Source organism: Cupriavidus sp. 01L45, assembly GCF_056399885.1.
Genome location: NZ_JBFTSG010000001.1, coordinates 63,438 through 87,323, shown reverse-complemented (window position 1 = coordinate 87,323; position 23,886 = coordinate 63,438). Strand labels below are relative to the sequence as shown.

Genomic DNA, 23,886 nt, shown 5'->3' with positions numbered 1-23,886 from the left:
GGTGCGCTCACGGGCTCGCGCGTTTCATGCGCTCATGTGTACGGCGTTGCGCACCAGCGGATAGACCTGCGTTTCCCAGCGCTTGCCGTTGAATACGCCGTAGTGGCCAACTCCGGTTTGCACATGGTGCATGCGCATATAGGGACGCAGGCTGCCGCACAGTTCCTGCGCGGCCATGGTCTGCCCGATGGCGCAGATATCGTCGCGCTCGCCTTCCACTGTGAGTAGCGCCGTGCGGTGGATCGCGTTCGTGTCCACGCGGCGCCCGCCCACTTCAAGCAGGCCCTGCGCCAGCAAGAAGCGCTGGAACACCATGCTCACGGTTTCGAGATAGAACTCCGCGCTCAGGTCCATGGTGGCGAAGTATTCCTCGTAGAACACCTGGATCGCATCGGCGCGGGCGTGATCGCCGTGGGCGCGAAGGTCGTAAAGATCGCGAAACGCCTGCTGGTGGCGTTCGTGGTTCATGCTCATGAAGGCGATCAGCTGCATGAAGCCGGGATAGACGCGGCGCATCGCGCCGGCGAAACGCAGCGGCACGTAGCCGGTGAGCGAATTCTCGAACCATTCGATGGGCTGGCTGGTGGCGAGCTCGTTGACCTTGGTCGGGTTGATGCGCGCGTCGATGGGGCCGGCCATCAGGATCAGGCTGGGCGGCTGGGCAGCGTCATTGTCTTCCGCCATCAGGGCCACCGCGGCCAGCGCCGCCACGGTGGGTTGGCAAACGGCCATCAAGTGCGTGCCGCCGCCGAGGACGTGGAGAAAATCGATCAGGTGATAGACGAACTCGTCAAAGCCGAAGCGCCCGTGCAGCAACGAGACGTCGCGCGGGTTGTGCCAGTCGGTGATGTAGACGTCGTGGTCGCGCAACATGGTCTGCACGGTGCCCCGCAGCAGCGTGGCAAAGTGGCCCGACATCGGCGCCACCAGCAACACGCGCGGCTGGCCGGAGACGCCATGCTTGCGAAAGCGCAGCAGCGAGCAGAAAGGCGTGCTCGCGACCACTTCCTCGGTCACCTGTAACGGCGTGCCGTTTACGGCGACGCTATCAATGCCAAAGGCCGGGCGATGATGCGTCAGCCGGCTCAGCGCGAGCACTTCGCAGGCGGCGCGCGTGGCGCGCATCGGCTCGCATCCCGAGAGCCGCGAGTTCACTGCCAGCGCCGACGCCACGAGGTCGGCGACGCTGCAGGCAGGGTGCATAAGGTCCGCATAGCTCTGGTACACCTGGTACAGCATGGCTCACCCCTTTTTATGCGTTGACCTCATTAGCCGCAATATGCGTGCCACGGCGATGTGGCTGGCATGAGGCTTGCGGGCTTGCCCGTATGGTGCAACGGGGTGACCTGTTCTGGTTCGTTTGCGGCGCGAGCGCCGCGCATGGGCGACGCTTGCTGGCCTATGCCAAGATCGCCGCCTCTTGCTGGTGCGGCGCGTTGCACCGTGCCAGTGCGGCGCCGGCTGGAGCGCGTCGGGGCATGAACAGCCGCTTGCGATGTGCGTGTGCGTCACGTGGGTCGACTACCCCCGGAGCCTGGCGAAGTACGTAGGCGCAATACAAATGTCATCGCCATGATGTAGTACAAACTCATAGTAGAAGCAGCGAGCGCAAAGCACATAGCACGACACTGCACCGAGAGATACGGGCGCACCGTTCACTGGCACACACAACGGCATTCGCCCGCCATGCAACGGCTTTTCCAGGTGGCAAGGAGGCGGGATGGCAAGGACGACACTGACCATCAGCAGCAAAACGTATTCTTCATGGTCCCTGCGGGGCTGGCTGCTGGCCCGGTTCGCGGGACTGGAGTTCGAAGAGGTGCTGGTACCGCCCGACGATGCTGCGGCGCGCGCGGAAATCCTGCTGCTGTCGCCCTCCATCCTCGTCCCGCGGTTGCTGCATCAGGGCGTGACGGTGTGGGATACGCTGGCCATTGCCGAGTATCTCAACGAGGTCAGTCCCAAAGCTGGCCTGCTGCCCGAGGAACGCGCGGCGCGCGCGCATTGCCGCGCCATCTGCGGAGAAATGCACTCGGGCTTCGCGGCCATGCGCGCGGCGCTGCCGATGAACCTGAAGGGGCACTTTCCCGGCTTCAAGGTGTGGTCGCGCGCGCAAGCCGACATCGACCGCATTACACAGATCTGGACCGAGTGCCTGACACAGTATGGCGGCCCCTACCTGTTCGGCGAGAAACGCACCATGGCCGATGCGATGTATGCGCCGGTGGTAACGCGCTTTGTGACCTATGGCGTAATGCTGGATCCCGCGCCGGTGGAATACTGCAAGCAGATCCTGGCAATGCCGGAGTTGCAGGAATGGATCGCGGACGCCAAGAAAGAGCCAGATGAAATCAGCGAGCTGGAAGTGGAGTTCTGATTCGCCGGCGCAGGGGATGAAAAGGGGAAAAAGGCGATGGGCAATTAAGAAGAGGGTGCGCCGCGGCGCACCCTCTTTGCTTTACACCGGCGCGGATTCGCTCGCACGCGCCGAGAGGAAATGCCCGGCGTAGGCAAAGTACCAGTCCAGCGTCTCCGGGTTGGCCATGGCATCGCGATTGGCGATCTTGTCCGGGGCGTGGCCCAGCAGCAGTTTCTTGACTGGCACTTCCATCTTCTTGCCCGACAGCGTGCGCGGCACGCCTGGCACCTGCAGGATTTCGTTCGGCACATGGCGCGAAGACAGCGCGCTGCGGATGCGCGCGCGCATGATGTCACGCAGCGCATCGTCGAGCACCACGCCTTCGCGCAGCACCACGAACAGCGGCATGTAGGAGTCGCGGCCGAGGTACTCGAGATCCACCACCATGCTGTCGAGCACTTCCGGCAGATCTTCCACCACCCTGTACAACTCGCTGGTGCCCATGCGGATGCCGTGGCGGTTGATGGTCGCGTCCGAGCGGCCGTAGATGATGGCGCCGCCATGCGCGGTGATCTTGATCCAGTCGCCGTGGCGCCAGACGCCGGGATAGGTGTCGAAGTAACTGTCGTGGTAGCGCTTTCCGTCGGCATCGCCCCACAGGAACAGCGGCATCGACGGCATCGGCGCCGTGCAGACCAGTTCGCCCACTTCTTCGGTCAGCGCTTGGCCGGCTTCGTCGAAGGCTTCCACTTTTGCGCCCAGGCAGCGGCACTGCATCTCGCCCGAGTAGACGGGCAGGATCGGGCAGCCCGCCACGAAGGAGCCGGCGAAGTCGGTGCCGCCGCTCATGGGCGCCAGCCAGATGTCGGTGCCCACGTGGCGGTAGATCCAGTCGTAGGCCTCTGCAGGTAGCGGCGAACCGGTGGAGCCAAGCGCGCGCAGCCGGGACAGGTCGGCCACGCGGGCCGGCTCGATGCCTGCCTTCATGCAACTGGTGAAGAATGCCGCGCCGGCGCCAAAGGCGGTGACGCCGGCGGCATCCACGAAGCGCCACAACACACCGGCGTCGGGCCAGGCGGGGTTGCCATCGTAGAGCGCGATGGTGGTGCCTAGCAAAAGCCCCGCCACCTGGGCATTCCACATGATCCAGCCGCTGCTGCTGTACCAGTGGAAAACGTCGTCCGGCCCGAGGTTGTTGTGAAAGGCCATGAGCTTGAGTTGCTCGATGACGATGCCGCCGTGGCCGTGCACGATGGGCTTGGGCATGCCCGTGGTGCCCGAGGAGTAGACGATCCACAGCGGGTGGTCGAATGGTACGGGCTCAATCGCCAGCGGCACGCGATGGGCCAGCACGTCTTGCCATGCGTGGCGGCGCAGGCCGGGCGGAAGCGGGATCGTGCCTTCGCAGGGATTTTCCGCCTGCACCAGCACCAGGTCCGTGAGCGAGGGCAGGGCGGCGGCCAGGTCGGACAGTACCGGTGCGCGGTCGTAAGCCTTGCCGCCGTATCGGTATCCGTCCACGGCGATCAGCACCTTGGGCTCGATCTGGCGGAAGCGGTCGATCACCGCCACCTGCCCCATGTCGGGCGCGCAGCCCGACCAGATCGCGCCCAGGCTGGCGGTGGCCAGGAAGGCGACGACGGTGGCGGGGATGTTCGGCAGGTAGCCTGCCACGCGATCGCCGCGGGTGATGCCCATTTCGCGCAGGGCGTGCGCCAGCGAGGCTACCTGTTGTTCGAGTGCGTCCCAGCCAAGGTCCGTGACTTCAACGGATTCGCCGGCGTAGCGGATGGCGGCGCGCTGGCGCGCCGCGCCGCCGCCGGCATGGCGGAATACCTGCTGCACATAGTTCAGGCTGGCGCCTTCGAACCACCGCGCGCCGGGCATGCCGGCATCGCCGAGCACGCGCGAGGGCGGAGTGTCGAAGCGCAGGTCGAAGTAGGCGCGGATGGCGTCCCAGAAACCTTCCAGGTCGGTCACAGACCACTGCCATAGCGTGGCGTAGTCCGTGAAGGCGAGGCCTCGCTCGCTTTCCAGCCAGCGCATGAAGTGCGCAATGCGGCTGCCGTCGCGGAACGCCGGCGACGGCGTCCACATCAGTTTCCCTTCTTCAAGGGTGGTCATGTCTCCTCCTCGGGTCCGTCTGCGCGGACGTGCGGATGGGTTGCGATACGATGTAATGCGGTGCGATGCCTCGCGATACCGTTTGGGGTCGGGAGCGGCTTCGCTCGCCGCCGACCCGGAAAACGTGATCTTACATGCAGTCCGCCATCATGCCTTGGACCGGGCCTCGAACAGCGAGTCCCAAAGGCCATCGACGCGTGCCTTGACGGCGGCATCCATCTGGATCGGGCGGCCCCATTCGCGGGTGGTTTCGCCGGGCCATTTGTCGGTGGCGTCGATGCCCATCTTCGAGCCCAGCCCGGATACCGGCGAGGCGAAGTCGAGATAGTCGATCGGCGTGTTCTCCACCAGCACGGTATCGCGCGCGGGATCGACGCGCGTGGTGATGGCCCAGATCACTTCCTTCCAGTCGCGCACGTCGACGTCGTCGTCCACCACCACGATGAACTTCGTATACATGAACTGGCGCAGGAAGCTCCAGACGCCGAACATCACGCGCTTGGCGTGGCCGGCGTATTGCTTCTTCATGCGCACCACGGCCATGCGGTAGCTGCAGCCCTCGGGCGGCAGGTAGAAATCCGTGATTTCCGGGAACTGCTTTTGCAGCAGGGGCACGAAGACTTCGTTAAGCGCCACGCCAAGCACGGCCGGCTCGTCGGGCGGCTTGCCAGTGTAGGTGGAGTGGTAGATCGGATCGCGCCGCATGGTGATGCGGTCGATGGTGAAGACCGGGAACCAGTCCTGCTCGTTGTAATAGCCGGTGTGGTCGCCGTACGGACCTTCCAGCGCGTGCTGGTAGCCGGAAGGGTGGTTCGGGTCGGGCTGGATATGGCCTTCCAGTACGATCTCGGCCGAAGCCGGCACGCTCAGTTCGGACAGCGTGGGCGTGATGCAGCCGGCCAGCGCGGTGCGGCTGCCACGCAGCAGTCCAGCGAACTGGTATTCCGACAAGGTGTCCGGCACGGGCGTGACGGCGCCAAGGATGGTGGCCGGGTCCGCACCAAGCGCCACCGCGATCGGGAATGGCTTGCCGGGGTTGGTCAGCGCATGCTCGCGGAAGTCCAGCGCGCCGCCGCGATGCGCCAGCCAGCGCATGATGACCTGGTTGCGGCTGATGACCTGCTGGCGGTAGATGCCCAGGTTCTGCCGCTTCTTGTGCGGGCCCTTGGTGATCACCAGGCCCCAGGTGATCAGCGGCGCCGCGTCTTCCGGCCAGCATGTCTGGATGGGCAGGCGCGCCAGGTCCACGTCATTGCCTTCCCAGACCACCTCCTGGCAGGCCGGGCTACCGACACGCTTGGGCGCCATGTCCCATACGGACTTGGCCAGCGTGAACAGCTTGCCGGCTTCGCGCAGGCCGCGGGGCGGTTCGGGCTCCTTGAGCGCCGACAGGACACGGCCGATATCACGTAGATCGGCCAGGCTTTCGGCGCCCATGCCCAGCGCCACCCTGCGTGTCGTACCGAACAGATTGGCCAGTACGGGGACGCTATAACTCTGTCCAGGCCTCCGGGGATCGCTCGGGTTTTTGAACACGACTGCCGGTCCGCTTGCCCGCAACAGTCTGTCGCAGATTTCGGTCATTTCGAGGTTGGGCGACACCGGCGCATCGATCCGTTTCAGTTCGCCAAGGCCTTCCAGCTGGCCGATGAAATCGCGCAAGTCGTTGTATTTCATAGTGAATTCTAGTGGTGTACAGGCGACGGAGCGCGCCTGTCCTGGCAAGTCATATGCTTCTATCTACACATTGGTGCGATGAGGCGCAAAAAAATCATCCTCATTTGCATCTCCAAATTGTAAATTTTTTGACACCGCCGCGGTCGGCCGCGATGGCCTCCATGCATTGCCAGTGCTGACTTTCCCAGAATCGGGGGGTGGTGAAAGTGCGTCAAAGAGCCTTGTTACATATAACCAAAAGATTGGTTAATTGAAATCGTTATTCTTGACGATGTATAAAAGGGTTTCTACAATCCGTTTCTGCTCGTTGGAGTGTTGCGGTGCAGCACATTTTTTTGCGCCCTGTCAAGGGGTTAGTGAAGAATCATCCATATCCGATCATATGAGCGGATCCGTCAGAGCAGGACGGGTCCGGTCGATCGCCCCGGCGCTGGCCGGGTGCTTTGAGTAGTTCGCGGCAGGGCAGGCTCCCCCAAGAGCCTACCTTGTTTCTCGTTGGGCGCATGGGGAGCGCTCACCAACAGGTGCTGGACGTCATTGCTAGGCGGCGCGGCATCCTTACTTGAATACGCGGTCAACGGACGTGCGGCGCAACAACGCGGCGCGAAGCGGACGGCGGATGGAGGTAAGTATGAGTGGTTGGAAAACCCTTCATCTTCCCGGAGTCGGGCGGGCATTGCAGGTCCGTTTCAGACAACCGGTACCCGGAGTGAATCGGGCATTGCAGGTCCGTCTCGCGCATCCGGTCGCTGGCCGCGCCTTACGGCGCGGTCGCGCAACATTGAAATATGCCCTGAACAGTCTCGGGGTGTTGTCTGCAGTCGCAGCTGTATCGCTATCGGTCAGCCAGGAGTGGCGTACGGCCCTCGCTGGCGCGCTGGCCGGCGAGGAAGCGCCCGCGGTACTGATGGAAGCGGCGGTGCCTGCCAGTACGGCCGACGTGGCCGCGGCCAAGATCGGTCTGGCACCGGCCAAGCCCGTGGGTCTGCCCACGGTGTCCGGCACCGACGACTGGAGCCAGCCGGCCGGCAAGGTGCCCTCCGTGGCCCACCTGGCCGCGCAGATCCCGGCGCAGCGCGTGGCGCTGGATGCGCGCAACCCGGCGACGCTGGGCAGCGCGCGCGAGCAGGCAGTCGTGGCTGAGTACATCGCACGCAAGTACCGCGTGGCGGCGCAGGCAACCGCGCAACTGGTGAAGGCCGCGTACCTGACCGGGCGTGAGGTTGGCATTGATCCGCTGCTGATCCTGGGCGTGATCGCCATCGAGTCCAGCTTCAACCCGTACGCCGAGAGCGGCGTGGGCGCGCAGGGCCTGATGCAGGTGATGACCAAGGTCCACCAGGACAAGTACGAGGCCGTGGGCGGCGTGGCAGCCGCGCTCAACCCGTACGCCAATATCAAGATCGGCGCGCTGGTGCTGAAGGACTGCATCGCCCGCGCGGGTTCGCTGGAAGGCGGCCTGAAGTACTACGTCGGCGCAGCGACCACCAACACCGACGGCGGCTATGGCGCCAAGGTGCTGGCAGAGCGTGCCCGCCTGCGTCAGCTGCCGGGCGTACGCAGCGTCACGGCCGAGCCCGTGGCTGCCAAGCCGGAAGTGACTACCGACGCCAAGTCGCAGGCAGAGCACCATCAAGGTACGGCCAGCGACAAGTTGGAAGCCGCCGGGAACGTGCCGAGAAGCGCCTGATACGCACCGGCGGCGGCCTGGACGGCTGCTGCTTGCCGGCACGCGCGAGAAGGCGCCTCCGGGCCCGCCAGGACAAGACGGAGCCGGCAAGCAGAAAAAAAGCACCCACAGGGGTGCTTTTTTTCGTTTGGGTCTCGTTTGTGCATCCCTCAGGCGAAGAACTTGCCCAGTCGCGCCATGGCTTCCTCGATGTTCTCCATGGAGGTCGCGTACGAGATCCGGATATAGTCGCTGGCCGTATAGGGACCAAAATCCTGACCCGGTACCATGACCACGCCCGCATCGCGCAGCATGGCCTGGGTCAGGGTGTCGGCGTCGCCCGCGGCGGGGTGGTTGACGCCCCGGCAGTCCGCATACACGTAGAAAGCGCCATCCGGCTTGACCGGCACCCGCAGGCCGAGCGATTCCAGCGCCGGCACGATGGCGTCGCGGCGGCGATGGAATTCGGCCTTGCGTGCGTCATATATGGCCAGCGCTTCGGGGGAGAAACAGGCCAGCGCCGCGTGCTGGGCCACCGCCGAGGCGCAGATAAACAGATTCTGCGCCACTTTCTCGAAGGCATTCACCAGTTCGTCCGGCACCACCAGCCAGCCTAGGCGCCAGCCGGTCATATTGAAGTACTTGGAGAAGCTGTTGACGGTGATCACATCGTCGTCCAGGCTCAGCGCCGATACCGGCGACGCGTCGTACGACAGGCCCTGGTAAATCTCGTCGACGATGGCGAAGCCCTGGCGGGCGCGTACGGCCCTAAGGATGCGCGCCAGCTCATCCGGCAAGATCGAGGTGCCGGTGGGGTTGGAGGGGGAGGCCAGTAGCACGCCACGGGTCTGCTCGCCCCAGTGTGCTTCCACCTGCGCGGCCGTGAGCTGGAAGCGCTGGGCCGGGCCGCTCGGGATCATCCTGGCACGGCCGTCGAAGGCTGCGACGAAATGGCGGTTGCAGGGATAGCTGGGGTCCGGCATCAGCACCTCGGCGCCGATCTCCACCATCACGGCGCACGCCAGCAGCAGCGCGCCCGAGGCGCCGGCGGTGACTATCACGCGGCGCGCCGGGATGTCGATCCCGTACATGGTCTTGTAATAGCCGGCGATGGCCTCGCGCAGCGGCGCGATGCCCAGCGCGCCGGTGTACTGGGTGACGCCCCGGCGCATGGCCGCCTCGGCCGCCCGCACGACTGGCTCGGCGGCGGTGAAGTCGGGCTCGCCAATGCCCATGTGGATGATGTGGCGCCCGGCACGCTCGAGTTCGGCGGCCTGCTTGGCCAGCTCCATCACGTGGAAGGCATCGATATTGGCAAGTCGGGAGGCGGTGGCGAGGCGCTGCATGTCCATGGCGGGAATAGGCTTGGTGGGCTGGGTTGGGGGAGGAGGTGCGAAGTTAAAGCGGAATTAAGCCGAGTTGATCGGCGTAGAAGTAAAAACACCCGCCGGAGCGGGTGTCTGAACGGCAAGCCTGGCGCCGTGAACGGCGCAGGTTGCCGTCGCTCAGCGTCGGGCGGCCAGTTCGGGCGCGCGCACCTTGGCGGCCAGCTTGTCCAGCACGCCGTTGACGTATTTATAGCCTTCCACGCCGCCGAAGGTCTTGGTCAGTTCCACGGCTTCGTTGATGACAACCTTGTACGGGATGTCGACGCAGTGGATCAGCTCGTAGCTGCCGATCAGCAGGGCAGCGCGCTCCACCGGCGACAGCTCGGCCACCGGGCGGTCCAGGAAAGGCTCGAACGCACCGGTCAGCCTGGTTTCTTCGCGGATGGCGCCATTGAGCAGGGCGTCGAAGTGCTCGCGGTCAGCCTTGTTGAAGCCTTGGGCGTCGTGCAGATGGGCCTGGATCGCATCGGTATCGTTGCGATTCAGCAGCCACTGGTACAGGCCCTGCAGTGCGAGTTCGCGCGAGCGGCGGCGCGCGCTCTTGGGCGCTGCCTTGGGCTCGGACTTGGCGGCGGGCTTGGCGCCGGCGTCGTCCGCCGGCTTGCCGGCGGGGTTGCTGCTATCGGGCGCGTCACTCATCGTCGTCCTCGTCTTCATCCTCTTCCTGGCCGCGCAGCGAATCCAGCGCGGAGACCAGGTTTGCCATTTCCACCGCGGCGCGGGCGCAATCGCGGCCCTTCTCGCGGGTGCGGGCGTGAGCCTGGGCGTCGGTGTCGACGGTCAGGATGCCGTTGGAGATGGGCACGTTGAAGTCCAGCCCGACGCGGGTGATGCCGGCGCCGGATTCGTTCGAGACCAGCTCGAAGTGGTAGGTCTCGCCGCGGACCACCGCGCCAAGCGCGATCAGTGCGTCGAACTGGCCGCTTTCGGCCATCTTTTGCAGTGCCAGCGGAATCTCGAGGGCGCCGGGCACGGTCACCACCAGGGTGTCCTCGCCTTCGATGCCCAGCTTTTCCAGTTCGGCCACGCAGGCTTCGCGCAGTTCGTCGCAAACCGGCTCGTTGAAGCGCGCTTGCACGATGCCGATGCGCAGGCCTTCACCTTCGAGGTTGCTGGGATAGAAACCGTGATCCATCTTGTGTTCTCCTGGGTTCGGGGTGGCGGCCGGCGATAGGATTGCGGCCGCCGGATATCCGGTAGTTCAGTTTGCCTGGCCGCCGCTCATGGGCTGGTAGCCAGTCACTTCAAGGTCATAGCCGGTCATGCTCGGCATTTTCAGCGGGGAAGCCAGCACACGCATCTTGCCCACGCCGAGATCCTTGAGGATCTGGGCGCCGGTGCCATAGGTGCGCAGGTCCGGCTTCACACGGGGGCGATTCTGCGGGGCATCAAGGGCCGAGAACTGCGTGAACAGCTGCTCCGCCGTGTCCCCGCAGTTCAGCAGCACCATCACGCCGTGATCGGCCTGGGCGATGGCCTCGAGCGCGGCGGGCACGCTCCACGAATGCGTGGTGCGCGACACTTCGAGCAGGTCCAGGGTGGACAGCGGCTCGTGCACCCGCACCAGCGTTTCGCGGTCGGGCTGCGGCGCACCCTTGACCAGCGCCAGGTGCGCGCGGCCGCTCGGCTTGTCGCGATAGATGATGCTGTTGAAGGTGCCGTAGGGCGTTTGCATGGTGCGCTCGCCGGCGCGCTCGATAATGCTCTCGGTGCGGCTGCGGTAGTGAATCAGGTCGGCAATGGTGCCGATCTTGATGTCATGCTCCTGCGCGAACTCGACCAGGTCGGGCAGGCGCGCCATGGTGCCGTCGTCCTTCATGATCTCGCAGATCACGGCAGCCGGCGTAAGGCCGGCCAGGGCGCCCAGGTCGCAGCCGGCCTCGGTATGGCCCGCGCGGATCAGCACGCCACCGGGCTGGGCCGTCAGCGGGAAGATATGGCCGGGCTGGACCAGGTCTGTGGCGCGGGCGTCCTTTGCCACGGCGGCCTGCACGGTACGGGCCCGGTCGGCTGCCGAAATGCCGGTAGTGACGCCCTCGGCCGCTTCGATCGATACCGTGAAGTTGGTGCCGTGGACGGTGCCGTTGCGGCTGACCATGGGTTGCAGCTCAAGCTGGCGGCAGCGCTCGGCGGTCAGCGTCAGGCAGATCAGGCCGCGGCCATACTTGGCCATGAAGTTGATCGCCTCCGGTGTGACGAAATCGGCAGCCAGCACCAGGTCGCCCTCGTTCTCGCGGTCTTCCTCGTCAACCAGGATAACCATGCGGCCGGCACGGATTTCGGCAATGATTTCTTCTGTACGGGCGATTGTCATGGCATGCAGGCTGGAAAGCGGGCTGAGGTTGGGGCTGGAATTCTGGCTGAATTTCGGGCGGGATGGCTTGCTGGCCGGCTGTCGGCACCGGCTCGCCGGGACCCGCCTTGGGGGAAACCGGCCGGCCGCGGCAGCGGTCTGGCCCAATATTGTACGTCAACCGCGCGCCGCAAGGCGCGCGCTGCCCGCCGGGGACTTCCCTGTGGCGGTTGGTGCTTGGGGTGCGTGGCAATGGCGGCCGGCTAGCGGCGCCTGGAAGAGCGCATATCAGGCGGCTTTCGGCGCGCTCAGCATGCGTTCCACGTACCGTGCGATCAGATCGATCTCCAGGTTCACGCGCGCGCCGGGCTTGAGATCCTGCAGCGTGGTGACCTCGATCGTGTGGGGGATCAGGTTGATCGAGAAGGTGCAGCTGTCCTGCTCGTCAATGACCTTGTTGACCGTGAGCGATACGCCGTTGACTACCACCGACCCCTTGTAGGCCAGGTAGCGTCCGAGCTCGCGCGGGGCGCGCACGCGCAACTCGTGGGATTCGCCCACCGGAGCGAAGTGCGTGACTTCGCCTAGCCCGTCGACATGGCCGGATACCAGATGGCCACCGAGACGGTCGGCCAGGGTCAGCGCCTTTTCCAGGTTGACGCGGCCTGGCTTGTCGAGGCCGGCGGTCTTGTCGAGTGACTCACGCGATACATCCACGTCGAAGGCGTCTCCGTCCAGCGCGATCACCGTCATGCAAGCGCCCTGGATGGCGATGCTGTCACCCAGGATGACATCGGACAGGTCAAGCCCGGGAGCGCGGATGCGCAGGCGCACGCCGGCGTCGGCTGCGGCTTCGCTGGCACCCAGCGGGGAAACGGATTCGATGCGGCCGACGGCCGCGACAATGCCAGTGAACATGGTCGGTGCGAAATGCGATGGGAAAACACGCATGCTAGCAGGTGCGGCGCCAGTTCGTATTTGCCCGCGGCTTCCTGTCGGGGGGGGCGGCAGGCGGTCAGGCGTGGTCGGCGCGGCGTGCGATCAGCCGCAGGTCTTCCCCGATCATGCGTACGTCGTGCCAGCGGAAGGCCGCGGCGTCCTGCAGCCGTGCTAGGGGCGGCAACTGGAACATGCCTTGCGCATCTCCCAGCAGCTTGGGCGCCAGGTAGACCAGCAGTTCGTCGGCGCAATGCTCGCGGATCAGCGAGCCGTTCAGCTTGAACCCGGCTTCCACATGCAGCTCGTTGACGCCGCGCCGCCCAAGTTCTTCCAGCATGTGGCGCAGTTCCACCTTGCCGTGCGGATTGGGCAGCACCACCACCTCGGCGCCGCGAGCCTCCAGCGCGCGCCGGCGCGCGCCGTCGTCGAATGCGCAGAACACCAGCACCGGCTTGGCAAAATCGCCGGTGTCCGGTGTCAGCAGGCGTGCGTCCAGCGGGATCTCCAGCCGGGAGTCCACCACCACGCGCTGTGGCTGGCGTGGCGTGTCCACGGCGCGCACATTCAGCTGTGGGTTGTCGTCGCGCACGGTGCCGATGCCGGTGAGGATGGCGCTTGCGCGCGCGCGCCAGGCATGGCCATCGTCGCGTGCCGCCTGGCCGGTAATCCACTGGCTGGTGCCATCGTGCAGCGCGGTACCGCCGTCGAGCGAGGCGGCAACCTTGATCCGCACCCAGGGCAGTCCGCGCGTCATGCGGTTGACAAATCCGATATTGAGTTCGCGGGCTTCTTTTTCCAGGAGCCCGCAGCGCACGTCCACGCCGGCTTCGCGCAGCCGTTGCAAGCCGCGGCCGGAAACGGTGGGATTCGGGTCTTCCATGGCCGCTACGACGCGCGCGATGCCGGCGCGCACCAGCGCATCCGCGCAGGGCGGCGTCCGGCCAAAATGGCTGCAAGGCTCCAGCGTGACGAAGGCCGTGGCGCCGGCCGGATCGTTGCCGCGCGCGGCGGCGTCCTTGAGCGCCTGTATCTCGGCGTGATCCTGTCCGGCGGGTTGCGTGAAGCCCTGGCCGATGATCTTGCCGTCCTTGGACAAAACGCAGCCAACGCGCGGATTGGGCGTGGTGGTGTACATGCCTCGCGCCGCTAGCGCGAGAGCTTGTGCCATGGCTGCGTGGTCGGTATCGGAGAACATGAGGCCTGGTGCTTCCTGCCGCGCGGGCGGCGAGTTGAGGTTGGTTTCAGTCTTCAAGTGTCAGGGCGGCGGGGGGCTGGTCGGGACCACCGCAATCGGTATCCTGGCCCGGCGTGCACAGGCGGATGCGACCGTGGGCACCGAGCCTTAGTTGCCGCTGTTCACCCTGGCAGGTCACGGTGAAGGTGGCGGCGAGGAAACCGCCTTGCTCTGAGCGAGAGTATCCCACAGCTGCCATGTGCAGCGTATGGTTGCCTTGCGTGGTCGAACGCAGTGCGATGCGCAGGCAGGCGCTGTGCAGTTCGACCATGGCCAGCAAGTCGCCATCGTGCCGGTCAGGCCCGTCGGTGCCGGAGGGCGGCAGTGTCAGGCGCCAGCCCTGGTCCAGCGTTGCCGCGCCGGGCAAGGGCGCCAGCAATACGTCCGCGCGCCGGGCAACGGCGGTGGCGCGCGCGAGTGCCAGCGAGCCGGCGAGCCGGTCGGCCGCCAGTACCACCTGCTGCCGCGCCAGCAAGCGCTGCCAGGACGGGTAGGCGAATGCCACGAGCATGGACAGCACGGCCAGGCAGGTCAGCAGTTCGGCGAGTGTTGCGCCGCCGCTTCGATGCCGGCGGCCATGCGAAGGCCGATGCCCCGGCATGTCAGCAAGCCCGCGGCAGCGGCACCGGCTTTGCCGCCAACGCGGGCTGCGCAAGCCACTCGCCGGTACTACGCAGAATCAGCGTGCCGCATGACGCGTCCGGCGCCTGGGGCACGGCGCGCAATTCGACGCAGCGCTCCAGCCCGCCGCTCGGGCAGGCGCTGGCGTTGATCCAGTGACGCGGGCGCGCCGGCGGCGCTGGCACGGGCAGTGGCCATTTGCCGGCTACCACCGCGCCGCCGGGTTCACTCGCGAAGCTCACGGTGGCCAGCGCGTGGCGCTCCAGTTCCAGCATCGCGCCAAGCATGGCGCTGCGCGCCTCGGCGCGCCAGCCTCGCTCCATATGCCGATGCCAGGCAGGCACGACCATCGCCGTGAGGATGGTCATCACCGTCAGCGTGACCAGCATTTCGAGCAGGGTGAATCCGGGCGGGCGAGGGTGGTGCGTCATGCGCATTCTCCATGGCGGCCGCCGGCCGATGCGTGGGAGCGCACCCGGTTTCCGGCGATTGATTGGGGGCACGTACCTGGCCACGTGCCGGGTGGCGGTTTTGGCAAGGGGTGGCTCATGGCGAGCCGGAGCGGATCAGTTCGCGCCAGCTAAGGCGGCCGGTGCGGCGGCTGGCGACAGTGCGGTTATGCGGGACGGCACGCCCATGCTCCAGGGACCAGAGCGTGAGCGCCACGGCCTCGCGTGAGGCGATCCCGGGCTGTGGGGATCGTTCGGGTGGTAGCGGCACGCGGCCAAGAACGACCGCCGCATGGGCACCCGCGTCCAGCCCGGTCGTTGCATAAATTAGGGGGCCTCCGGCATGCTCGCTGATGGTGGACTCGCCGCTCAACGCATGAATCAGGTAAATGCGCTGATGTGCATCGGGCGTGCGCGTCACCACGCCGAGGTAGCCCGGATCGGCGGGAATGAGCCGGTCCAGCCGTTCGCCGGGGTTGGGAAAGGTCAGGTGCCAGCCTGCCGTCGCTGGCTGACCGGGGCGGTCTGCTTCGCGGGGCTGGCGGCGCAGCACGACGCCGTCTCCGCGGGAGTGGGCCGCGACGCGCGCAGCCCCGGCCCCGGCGTCTCCCGCCTCCGCGAGGGCGGCGCTGTCGAAGACAGCGGCAATGTGAATGCCGCTGCCGTACACCGCGAGGTGGCCTCCGGGAGCGGCGATCAGGACGGGTGCCGCTGCCGTTGCCGTGCCGCTCGGCCATGGCAAGGAATTCTCCACGCGGTGGATGCAGCGAACGCGCTGGCCGCTATCGTGCCATGGCGCCGCGCCGCGCAGGTCGTAGCGCCAGAGCCTGCCGATGGCATCCACGGCATAGGCTGCCACGGCCATGCCGGAAGCGTCCGGCAAGACGCTCGCCGCCAGCAAGGCGGGGCGGGCGCCGGCGATCCCGCAACCGTGGTCAGGCAGGTGTAGCCGCGGTATCGCATACCGCCCATGCCACGGGGCGCGGGTGGGTTTGTCCAGCGGCAGCAGGGCGAGGCCTGCCTGCCGCGCGGATGGATTGCGATGTGGCCCGCCGGACGGGAGTTTGCCGTCCGGCGCGGCGGCCAGCGTAGCCATGGCATACCAGCGCCTACCTTCAGGCGTGGCTAGCGCCAAGGCGCGGACAGGCCCGGCAGGCGCCAGCGGCAGCGTGCCGGAAGCCGTGGTTTCCCAGAGCAGCGCCGGCGGAGGCTGGGCGGCATGGTCGGAGATGCTGGTGATGTCGAGGGCGAACACGCTTGCCCGCGCTTCCTCGCCGGGCGGGTTGGCCGGCACGCCACATAGCAGGACGGTGCGCCAGCGCCCGGGTTCCAGCGCCACGTCCGCCGCTTCAGGGTAAGGGCACGGCGCAACGGGCGCGGTGACGGCCCGAGCCGGGCTTGCCGTCCGCGATGCCCAGCCGGCGGCCTGGCTCAGCAAGCTGCGCGGCAGGAATGCGAGCACTTCCTTGCCGGATCTCGCCTCGAACGCGTGCAGCAAGCCGTCGCGCGTGCCCAGCCAGACCAGCGCCGGGCGCGCGCTGTGCAACGCGGCGAAATCCGCGTGGCCGGGCCGGCCGGGCAGCCAGGAGGGAGGCGGAACCATTACCGGTGGCGTGCCGGCCGGGCGTCCCAGTCGTCCGGTCCCGGACACCGGTGACTTCGGCACTGCCGGGTCCGGCGCCTGGCGTGCGCCACGCAAGCGTGCCAGCCGGTCCCGGCCCTCGCCGTCGTGAGGCCCTTCGGAGCCGGCTCGATCGAGCAGAGCGCGCGTCGAGGTATCCAGTGCTTCCCATTGCAGCGGAGCTAGTCGCGTCGGCGTTTCGTCGGAGCCGGCGAGCGCCGTCAACAAGCGGCGCGACTCGGGATCGCGCATGTCGAGCAGTGCGCCCGCCTCCCAGGCCGGCGGCGGCAACGCTTGCGCTACCTCGTGCTCGCCCGATGGAAGTGCCAGGCTGCGCAGGCGGCCGCTCCAGGCATGGATGCCAGGCTCCGCGACGTAAGCGTCCGCGCCCCGCGCCGCGCCGGCACACGGCAGCCACGCGGGGAGGGCAATCAGCGCGATGCAACACCGGGCGAAGAGGGTCATGGCTGGAACTCGCTTTGCAGCAAGCTGCGTACCGCGATGTCTCTTCCCCTGCCGAGCGCCGTAATGCGAAAGCGCAGCCGCGGTCCCGCGCCAGCCGCATAGTCCGCTCCCAGCCATTCGCCGGGCGGGCGCTCGTGCAGTAATTCCACGACATAGCGTGGCAAGCTGTCGACGCCTGCCGTTCCGGCCGGCAAGCCGGGCAAGGTGGTGCCGCTGAAGGTGCCCAGCGCAATGCCGGTGGCCTCATCCGGCCGGCGCGCCGCGAGCCATTCCTCCCACGGCGGCGGAGAGTTCGCCGCAGGCCGGCACAGCCCCAGTTGCGCTCCGATGCCGCACCGGCCAGGCGGCGGCCACGCGGCAAGGCGCGCGTCGGCCCCGGCAGCGCCGGCGCGCAGCGCCTCCAGCAGTTCCGCTTCCGCATCGAGCAACGCCGTCTCCGCCGCGCGAAAGGCGATTTCGCGTTCCAACTGGTATGTGGTCACTTGACGGCTGGAGAGCAGGAAATGCAGGCCGGCCAGGGTGGTGGCAACCACAAGCAGCAGCATCGTGGCTGTCAGCAGCAGTGTGGTGCTTCCGCCGGCACGCTTGCGGTGCACTGTGGCCACGCGCTGCATTGGCACGCCTGGCGTCCACGCCGGATTCAACATAGCGTTTCCACGCAAGGGCTTGCATTGCGCAGCCGCACGGATGTCGAGAACACGCGGCGCATCAAGGTGGACCCGGGAGGGGGATCGAAGACGAGGTCGCCGCCATGCGCGCCCGGCCCCGGCGGCGGAAACAAGACAAGCGCGGCGGCCGCGGCAGCCCGGGGCAACGGGCGTTCGCCACGCAGCACCAGTGCCACCTGGACTACCCGCACCTCGTGCCAGGCCGCTTCACCCCTGGCGCGGATCTCCTCGGCCCGCAGGAACATATCGGCCTTGCCGTCGCCATCGGTATCGATGCCGTAGCGCAACTGCATTGTCTCCAGGCCGCGCACCAGCGCGCCGGAAGTCCAGTTGCCCTGCTGCACCCGTCCGTCGCGCCGGCTGGAATAGCGGCACAACAGTTGCGGCTCGCCATCGGCACCGTTGGCTACATAGAGCAAGTTCGCGCCAGCATAAGTACCGCTGCTTCCGATGGCATCGCCGCCGGCGCTGGCAGCCGGGAGCGCATAGCCGCTGCAGTCGGTCATGGTCTGGTCGGGCAGCGTGGGATCTTGCGCGCGCCCACTGCCGCTGAAGCGCACCAGCAGCGCGTCGCTGCCATTGACACCGCGGCGCGCGCAGGTGGGTTGCGCGGCAATGCCGGGCTGGCCGCAATCGTCGCGCCCGGACAGCGCCGGTGGCGTGTCGGGCAGCGCGGTTGCACCAGGCGGCCGCCAGCCGCCGTGCCGGATCAGGTGGGAGACCACGGCAATGGCACGTTGGCCCCGCTCCTCCAGCAGCACAAGGTCGACCGCGGCGCGGTAGGCGACTTGTACCGCGTGGAAAGCCGACGCAGCCAGCGCGCCTGCGAGCATGCCAAGCGCAAGTCCGATCATCAGTTCGATCAGCGAGAAGCCTCGCGGGCGCTTGGGACGCGTGTCGCCCCAGATGCGGATGCCGTGCCTGCAAAGGCGTCTCATGGCCTGATCCACAGCGCGACGGCGCGCAATGCAGCTTCGTCGTCCGGGCTAGCGGAACGAGGCAGCGGCCCCACGACCGCCAGCCTCCGCCCGGGTGCGCAACCCGGCAGGCCATGCTCCGTGCCCGCCGGAGCGAGCGACCGGCACAGTTGCAGATGAGGCGCGCCGATGCCGCGGGCGTGCAGCGGCGACAGCGCCAGGCGGGGATCCTCCAACTCCGCCAGTTCAGCGGCGGCACGCGTCGCGTGCCCGATGTCTTCATAGTGGCGCAGCGCGCCGAGCGCGACAGGTGCGAGCGTGGCAAGCGGAAGCATGCCGATCGCGAGGAGCGCCAGGGCGGTGAGGGACTCGACCAGGAGGTAGCCGCCTGTCGGGCGGCGCACGGCAACGCGTCGCCTGGCCCGCGTGTTGCGCGGAACCGGCATGGCGGTCAGGGCAGCATGGAGGATCGGCACGGCACGCTCGCAAGTTGGGCAGAGGTGCCGACGATAACGTCAAACAACGGGGTGAAACGTTGCGGATTGTGCTGACTACGGTGCGTATGAGCGGACTGGCGAGAATCATCCGCTTGCGCGCCTTCGTACTACGCCTTGCAAGCCGTCGGCTGGGCTGTATCGGGAGTGCAGACGCGGACCCGGCCTAGCTGGCTGACGTCGATGAGGCGAGTCTGACTGTCGCTGCCGAGCGTCACCAGGATCTGCGCCGACATCATGGCGTCGGTCAGTGTGCGGGTGTAGCCCACGGGGGAATAGGAGAGCACGCTGACCTGCGGCGTTCCGGTGAAACTGATGGTGAGGTTGCGTGGCAGCTGGGCATGTTGCAGCAGGATGGTCTGGCCCGACGAGCAGTCGGCGCTGCGGGCGGGGTTCAGGCATACCGTCCAGCCGTTCTGCCAGTCGTTGTTGACGGGCGCGACCGTGACCCAGGTATTGTGCGAGATGGCATTGGCGCGTGCGGTGCCCAGCGCGGACGCGAGCGCCCCTGCCTCGGCATTCAGCGCGTTGCGCTGCATGAAACCCGTAAAGCTGGGCATGGCATAGCCAACCAGGATGGTCATCACGACTATGGTGGTCAACAGCTCGATCAGGGTGAAGCCGCGCGATGGGCGGGCGGGGCGGACGCGCGTCATTGGCAAGCCTGTGGCAGGTTGGTGAAGCTCGATACATTGCTGACCAGGATGCCCTGTTCGCCAGTGCTACGCAGCAGCAGCGTGCCGCATGTGGCGTCAGTCAGCCTGGGGACGGCATTGACCTGCACGCATTCATTGAAACTGAGCGCGCCGCACGCCAGGGCGGATAACGTATAGAGATTGCTGTTGGACTGCAGGGGGAAGCCCTGCCATCCCTTGGTCGGATCGGCGGAATCCGCATACGTGTTGAATTGCCCGTAATGGCGCTCGAGCGCCTGCATGGCATTGAGCATCGCCGCCTTGGCTTCCGCACGCCGGCCGCGTGCAACGTACTCGGTGTAGTTCGGATACGCAATCGCCGCCAGGATGCCGATGATGGTGACGATGATGAGCAGCTCCATCAGCGTGAAGCCGCGTACCGCACGCCTGCGCCAGTTCATTTCGTCGCTCCGAAGTTGCGGATCTCGCGCCAGCCCAACCGGCCCGTGATGGGCAGGCCGCCCGGAGTCAAGCCAGGCGTTGCGGTCGTGTCGGCATATGGGTTGCTGGACAACTTGGCGCCCCCCGTGCGGCCGCCGCCGCTGGCGCCGAAGGAGTAGACATCAATGGTCTTGTTCGTGGTCACCTGGCCGACGGAATTGCGCTGGCTGTCGACAGTGGTCAAGGTCTGGATCAGCACCGGCGCGCCGAGCATACCGAGGGTCGACGTCGTCCCTGAGCTGGGCGCCGTGACCGGCGTGCCCGTGCTGGTGCCCGAGATCGGCATGCCCGTCAGCGCGGACAGCTGATAGCTATGGCTGCCGCTGCCGGCACCGCACAGATCGGCCCCCGTCATCAACGAATTGAACCAGATCTGGCTGTACGCGGAGACGAGCGAAGTGACCTGGCGCTCGCCACTGTCGACGAAATCGAAGTACCAGCCGGCCCTCGGGGCGGGTTTGTCCTTGGTGGGGAAACCGAGGCTGTAGGCACTGCTGCTGAAGTCGTAGCCGCCATTCGAGTTGGCCTTCAGCGTGACCCGGTTGAGCACGGAGCGCCCGCTCACAGCCTGGGCGCCGCCGCTGTCGTAGACCCCGTACATCGAGTTCTGGGGCTGCGAGGAGCCTGTGCCGGTGTCGGCCGATTCGTAATACTTGCCCGTGCCGAAGACCACCATATAGCCGCCCGGGGCATAGACCCACTGCGGCTGGATCGTGATGGCCTGCGGATTTCCGCTCGCATCGCGGGCCCGGAACAGCGGCTGGCCCAGGTTGCCCCCGCCGTAGTAGGGCAGCGCCCCACTGGCGTTCCAGGTGGAAGGGCCGCCGCCAAGCACGAATTTCCACAGCCGCCCTTGCAGGTCGCCGGCATAGGCGGCCACGGTCTGGCGCGAGGCCAGGGTCACCAGGGACGGTGAGCCCAGTCCGTTGGCGACGGTGCTGTTGCTGTCCGCCGCCATCGAAATCTTCCAGTAGTTCGAATTCAACCGCCACGGTGTGCCCGGTGCCTTGTCGAGTGACAGGATGAACAGGGCGGAAGGCGCTGCCGCATTGCTCGATCCGTCGTTCAGGTTGTTGTTGATGCCGTTGCCGGTGATCACGAACCACTGGTATTGCGGGACCTTGTTCGCGTCCACGCCGACATAGAGCTTGGCGAGTTGCGGCGTCGACATGATGTTGCCCATGTCGGCATCGTCCTTGTCGGTGAACTCCCACAGCACATTGCCGGCTCCCACGTTTGACGGGTCGGTCACGTCGAGTGCGAACAGCCCCTGCGCGCCACCGCCGAGTCCGGATGCCAGCACCGTTTTCCAGTTGCCGCCGATCCGGGCTTCCGCTACCACGGGCGTGGCGTCCACATAGGGCCGATGGACGTAGCTGGACGACGTCAGCTGGATCAGGTTCCCCATCACGGCATTGGGTACATAGGCAAAGAGTTCAGCCCCGGTCAGTGCGTTGAATCCATGCAACATGCCATCGTTCGCACCGATGTAGACCACCGGGGTGCGATTCTGGTACCGCTTGTAGAAGGCACCGTAGTCGGACTCGTTGATCGCCGTTGAGGGGGCCGCAACGTAGGCCGGGCCGGAGTTGATGATGTCGCCCAGGATGGAGTTGCGCGCGCGCAGGCTGCCGGTGCCACCGGTCGATTCCTCGTTGCTGCGGTCGCCTCGCAAGTAGTTCAGGCGCGCGGTTCCGGCGCTGTCGCTTTCGTTGGCATTGAGCTTTAGAGAGAGCTTCTGCGCGCTGTTGATGGATGGCCAGTCGAATGGCGCGCCGCTGCCAGCACCCGCGCCGCTGCTGGCGGGCACCCACGTGAGAATGTTGCGTGAGCCGGCGCCGCCGCTGCGCGCGGTGAGCAAGGCGCCGGCTTCCCAGCTTTCCTTGCTTGCGATCTGGATGCCGTTGTCATTGCTCAGCGCGAAGGCGGAGAGCTTGCCCGTCCAGTTCTGGTCAAAACCCGGCGCGAAGATGAAGGTGCCGCTGGAAACGCGTGACGAGGTGAGCGCGACGCCGGAGATGGTGCCGCCATAGCTGACGATCTTGGAGAAGATATCGCGGATCGCCTTGATCATGGCGGTCGGCTGACCCGCCAGGAACCACGTCGCAGGCACATTGGATCCGGTCGGGGTCGCTTCCCATTCGCTGTCGTTTTTAGCGACGGTATTGTTGGCGCCCGACGTGGTGAAGGGGCTGCCGTCGCCGTTGACATCGTTGAAACCGCCGTATTTTGCCGCCAGGTACAACTGGCTCTGGCGCTGCGCGGTGCCGACGGTCCCATCGCCGTTCTCGTTGACGTCGATGGTGTAGGTGGTCACGCGCAACGACGGCATATCCGCCCGGAAGCCGTAGGTGTGCGCCCAGTAGGCAACACCCGCCATGTAGTACGTACCGTGGCCGCTGGAGCCCGTGTCGGCCGTACTCATATTGGCCAGCGAGGAGTTGGGCTTGCTATTGCCGTAGGTTGTCGTGCTCTCCATGTCCGCGACCTTCCTGGTCCAGGCCATGGCGTCGAAGCCGTCGGCCTCGATCGCGCGCACGGGGTCGTTTGCGGTTACCGCCTTGCCGCCCGATATATAGGTCGTGCGGGTGTTGCCAGGAACATAGCGATCCCAGTGCGTATTGATGTCGGCGATACTCAGCACGTAGTTGCGCTGGCACTTCGCGACGACCGGATCAGACCAGCTGGTATAGACGGGGTAGCCGTCTTTGTGGGCGGTCTGGAGGTCAGTGATCGCTTCCGGTGTGGGCTGCTTGCCTTGCAGGTAGCGGATGCTCTCGTAGTACAGCTCGCTGACCGGGTCCAGGCCCTTGTACTTGCCCGAGCGGCCGAACTGGTTCAGGTAGTTGACCACGCCGCTGATGCCTTCGCCGGCATTTTCCGGGTTGCCAGCGAAGACGCCCGTGCTGGGATCCCACTCGGTCTTCGGATTGCTGACCTGGCTGAAGTTGCCGTCGATCATCTTGGGGCCGACATACTTCATCGGGGCCCGCAGCACGCCGCCGTACCGCGTGGCCGAACTGTCGTTCAGGTAGCCGAAGGCGCCGAAGCGCACGCGGTCGGCGTTTTTCTGCATTTCGCCGACTGGCTTGTAGTTGGTGCCGTAGAGCTTGCAGAGGTCGGTGCGGGAACTGCCTTCGCTCGCATCGCACACCTTGACGCGGGCATACATGGTGCCGAGGTTGGCATAGCTGCCCGGGCTGCCGCACGAAGCGCCGCTGCCGGTCTTGGTGCCGAAGAACACCTTGTTGCTGCACGACGTGATGTAAAGCGTATCGGTGGTGAACGGCGTCACCGCGGAAGGTACGCTGGAACTGGACTTGGTCAGCGTCTTGGCGGGAAAGTAGGAACCGCTGTTGAAAAAATCATCCTGCAGCACGGCGCGCTGAAGCACGGTGTCCGTGGGGGTATCCACCACCCGGTCGCCACCGGTGAGCGCGAAGCGCAGCATGTCGATGGCGGAGGCCGTGGCCCAGTTCATGAAGTTGCCGCTGTACTGGCCCGAGCATTCGTGATTGGCGCTGGCATTGCCAGCGATCTCGAAGTACCCGCTGGATGAATAGTTGTAGCACTTGGCCGGGTTGAAATAGCCGACATATTCCGTGCTGCGGGTGTAGGTGCCGGTCCGGTACGCCGCGCCCACCGTCGGGAACTCCACCGACAGCGACAGCAGCAGGTTCGGGTTGACATTCTGGTTGCGTCCGTAGAGCGGCGACTGCGCAATGTCCACCGTGGACGGTGTCAAGGCGGTGGCCGCCCGCGTTGGCACGGGAAGCAAGCTTGCACCGGCGACAACGAGGGCCAGCGCGATCCGGCATAAGCGTGTCATCAG

The 23,886-nt window shown here is 66.3% G+C and carries 20 protein-coding genes; 2 read left to right on the top strand and 18 right to left on the bottom strand.

The window, feature by feature from the left end:
- Positions 1–24: 24 nt before the first annotated feature.
- Positions 25–1,239: a polyhydroxyalkanoate depolymerase gene (locus AC1DT6_RS00445; RefSeq protein ID WP_441624875.1), complete on the bottom strand. Its 1,215-nt coding sequence runs from the start codon at positions 1,237–1,239 to the stop codon at positions 25–27.
- A 481-nt stretch (positions 1,240–1,720) separates the two neighbouring features.
- Here AC1DT6_RS00445 and AC1DT6_RS00440 point away from each other — a divergent pair, with 481 nt between their 5' ends.
- Positions 1,721–2,377, top strand: a complete 657-nt coding sequence (locus tag AC1DT6_RS00440; protein WP_441624873.1) for a glutathione S-transferase family protein — start codon at positions 1,721–1,723, stop codon at positions 2,375–2,377.
- Between the two features lie 81 nt (positions 2,378–2,458).
- On the opposite strand, the gene AC1DT6_RS00435 is transcribed toward AC1DT6_RS00440, so the two are convergent.
- Complete coding sequence (locus AC1DT6_RS00435; protein ID WP_441624871.1) at positions 2,459–4,483, bottom strand: acetoacetate--CoA ligase; 2,025 nt, start codon at positions 4,481–4,483, stop codon at positions 2,459–2,461.
- Between the two features lie 147 nt (positions 4,484–4,630).
- Entirely contained in the window at positions 4,631–6,160 is a 1,530-nt protein-coding gene (gene ubiD, locus AC1DT6_RS00430; protein WP_441624869.1) for a 4-hydroxy-3-polyprenylbenzoate decarboxylase, read from the bottom strand.
- A 631-nt stretch (positions 6,161–6,791) separates the two neighbouring features.
- Between ubiD and AC1DT6_RS00425 the strand changes: the two genes are divergently transcribed.
- Positions 6,792–7,850, top strand: coding sequence for a transglycosylase SLT domain-containing protein (locus tag AC1DT6_RS00425; RefSeq protein WP_441624867.1), 1,059 nt, complete (start codon positions 6,792–6,794; stop codon positions 7,848–7,850).
- A 149-nt stretch (positions 7,851–7,999) separates the two neighbouring features.
- Here AC1DT6_RS00425 and AC1DT6_RS00420 read toward each other — a convergent pair whose 3' ends face one another.
- From AC1DT6_RS00420 to AC1DT6_RS00350, 15 genes are all read right to left on the bottom strand, one after another.
- Complete coding sequence (locus tag AC1DT6_RS00420; RefSeq protein WP_441624865.1) at positions 8,000–9,181, bottom strand: pyridoxal phosphate-dependent aminotransferase; 1,182 nt, start codon at positions 9,179–9,181, stop codon at positions 8,000–8,002.
- A 153-nt stretch (positions 9,182–9,334) separates the two neighbouring features.
- Positions 9,335–9,856, bottom strand: a complete 522-nt coding sequence (gene nusB / locus AC1DT6_RS00415; RefSeq protein WP_441624863.1) for a transcription antitermination factor NusB — start codon at positions 9,854–9,856, stop codon at positions 9,335–9,337.
- Positions 9,849–10,352: a 6,7-dimethyl-8-ribityllumazine synthase gene (gene ribH, locus AC1DT6_RS00410; RefSeq protein ID WP_035863901.1), complete on the bottom strand. Its 504-nt coding sequence runs from the start codon at positions 10,350–10,352 to the stop codon at positions 9,849–9,851. Before ribH ends, nusB begins: the two co-directional genes overlap by 8 nt.
- Positions 10,353–10,418: 66 nt before the next feature.
- On the bottom strand, positions 10,419–11,531 hold the full coding sequence (gene ribBA / locus AC1DT6_RS00405; RefSeq protein ID WP_441624861.1) for a bifunctional 3,4-dihydroxy-2-butanone-4-phosphate synthase/GTP cyclohydrolase II: 1,113 nt from the start codon (positions 11,529–11,531) through the stop codon (positions 10,419–10,421).
- Positions 11,532–11,798: 267 nt separating this feature from the next.
- Entirely contained in the window at positions 11,799–12,428 is a 630-nt protein-coding gene (locus AC1DT6_RS00400) for a riboflavin synthase (RefSeq protein ID WP_441624859.1), read from the bottom strand.
- Between the two features lie 97 nt (positions 12,429–12,525).
- Positions 12,526–13,644 (bottom strand): bifunctional diaminohydroxyphosphoribosylaminopyrimidine deaminase/5-amino-6-(5-phosphoribosylamino)uracil reductase RibD, encoded by a 1,119-nt coding sequence (ribD, locus tag AC1DT6_RS00395; protein WP_441624857.1) that lies wholly within the window; start codon positions 13,642–13,644, stop codon positions 12,526–12,528.
- A gap of 46 nt (positions 13,645–13,690) precedes the next feature.
- The gene (locus AC1DT6_RS00390) at positions 13,691–14,284 is read right to left on the bottom strand and encodes a pilus assembly FimT family protein (RefSeq protein ID WP_441624855.1); all 594 of its coding nucleotides are present in this window, start codon (positions 14,282–14,284) and stop codon (positions 13,691–13,693) included.
- A gap of 1 nt (position 14,285) precedes the next feature.
- Positions 14,286–14,735, bottom strand: coding sequence for a type IV pilin protein (locus AC1DT6_RS00385; protein ID WP_035863912.1), 450 nt, complete (start codon positions 14,733–14,735; stop codon positions 14,286–14,288).
- Positions 14,736–14,850: 115 nt separating this feature from the next.
- Positions 14,851–16,839: a pilus assembly protein gene (locus tag AC1DT6_RS00380; RefSeq protein ID WP_441624853.1), complete on the bottom strand. Its 1,989-nt coding sequence runs from the start codon at positions 16,837–16,839 to the stop codon at positions 14,851–14,853.
- Entirely contained in the window at positions 16,836–17,486 is a 651-nt protein-coding gene (locus AC1DT6_RS00375) for a pilus assembly protein (RefSeq protein WP_441624851.1), read from the bottom strand. Before AC1DT6_RS00375 ends, AC1DT6_RS00380 begins: the two co-directional genes overlap by 4 nt.
- On the bottom strand, positions 17,480–18,445 hold the full coding sequence (locus AC1DT6_RS00370) for a PilW family protein (RefSeq protein ID WP_441624849.1): 966 nt from the start codon (positions 18,443–18,445) through the stop codon (positions 17,480–17,482). The genes AC1DT6_RS00375 and AC1DT6_RS00370 overlap by 7 nt, the downstream gene beginning before the upstream one ends.
- Positions 18,442–18,900, bottom strand: coding sequence for a type IV pilus modification PilV family protein (locus AC1DT6_RS00365; protein ID WP_441624847.1), 459 nt, complete (start codon positions 18,898–18,900; stop codon positions 18,442–18,444). Before AC1DT6_RS00365 ends, AC1DT6_RS00370 begins: the two co-directional genes overlap by 4 nt.
- 128 nt (positions 18,901–19,028) lie before the next feature.
- Positions 19,029–19,574 carry a GspH/FimT family pseudopilin gene (locus AC1DT6_RS00360; protein ID WP_441624845.1) on the bottom strand — a complete coding sequence of 182 codons (546 nt, stop codon included), beginning with the start codon at positions 19,572–19,574 and terminating at the stop codon, positions 19,029–19,031.
- Positions 19,571–20,014 (bottom strand): type IV pilin protein, encoded by a 444-nt coding sequence (locus tag AC1DT6_RS00355; protein ID WP_441624843.1) that lies wholly within the window; start codon positions 20,012–20,014, stop codon positions 19,571–19,573. The genes AC1DT6_RS00360 and AC1DT6_RS00355 overlap by 4 nt, the downstream gene beginning before the upstream one ends.
- On the bottom strand, positions 20,011–23,883 hold the full coding sequence (locus AC1DT6_RS00350; RefSeq protein ID WP_441624841.1) for a pilus assembly protein: 3,873 nt from the start codon (positions 23,881–23,883) through the stop codon (positions 20,011–20,013). Before AC1DT6_RS00350 ends, AC1DT6_RS00355 begins: the two co-directional genes overlap by 4 nt.
- Between the last annotated feature and the right edge of the window lie 3 nt (positions 23,884–23,886).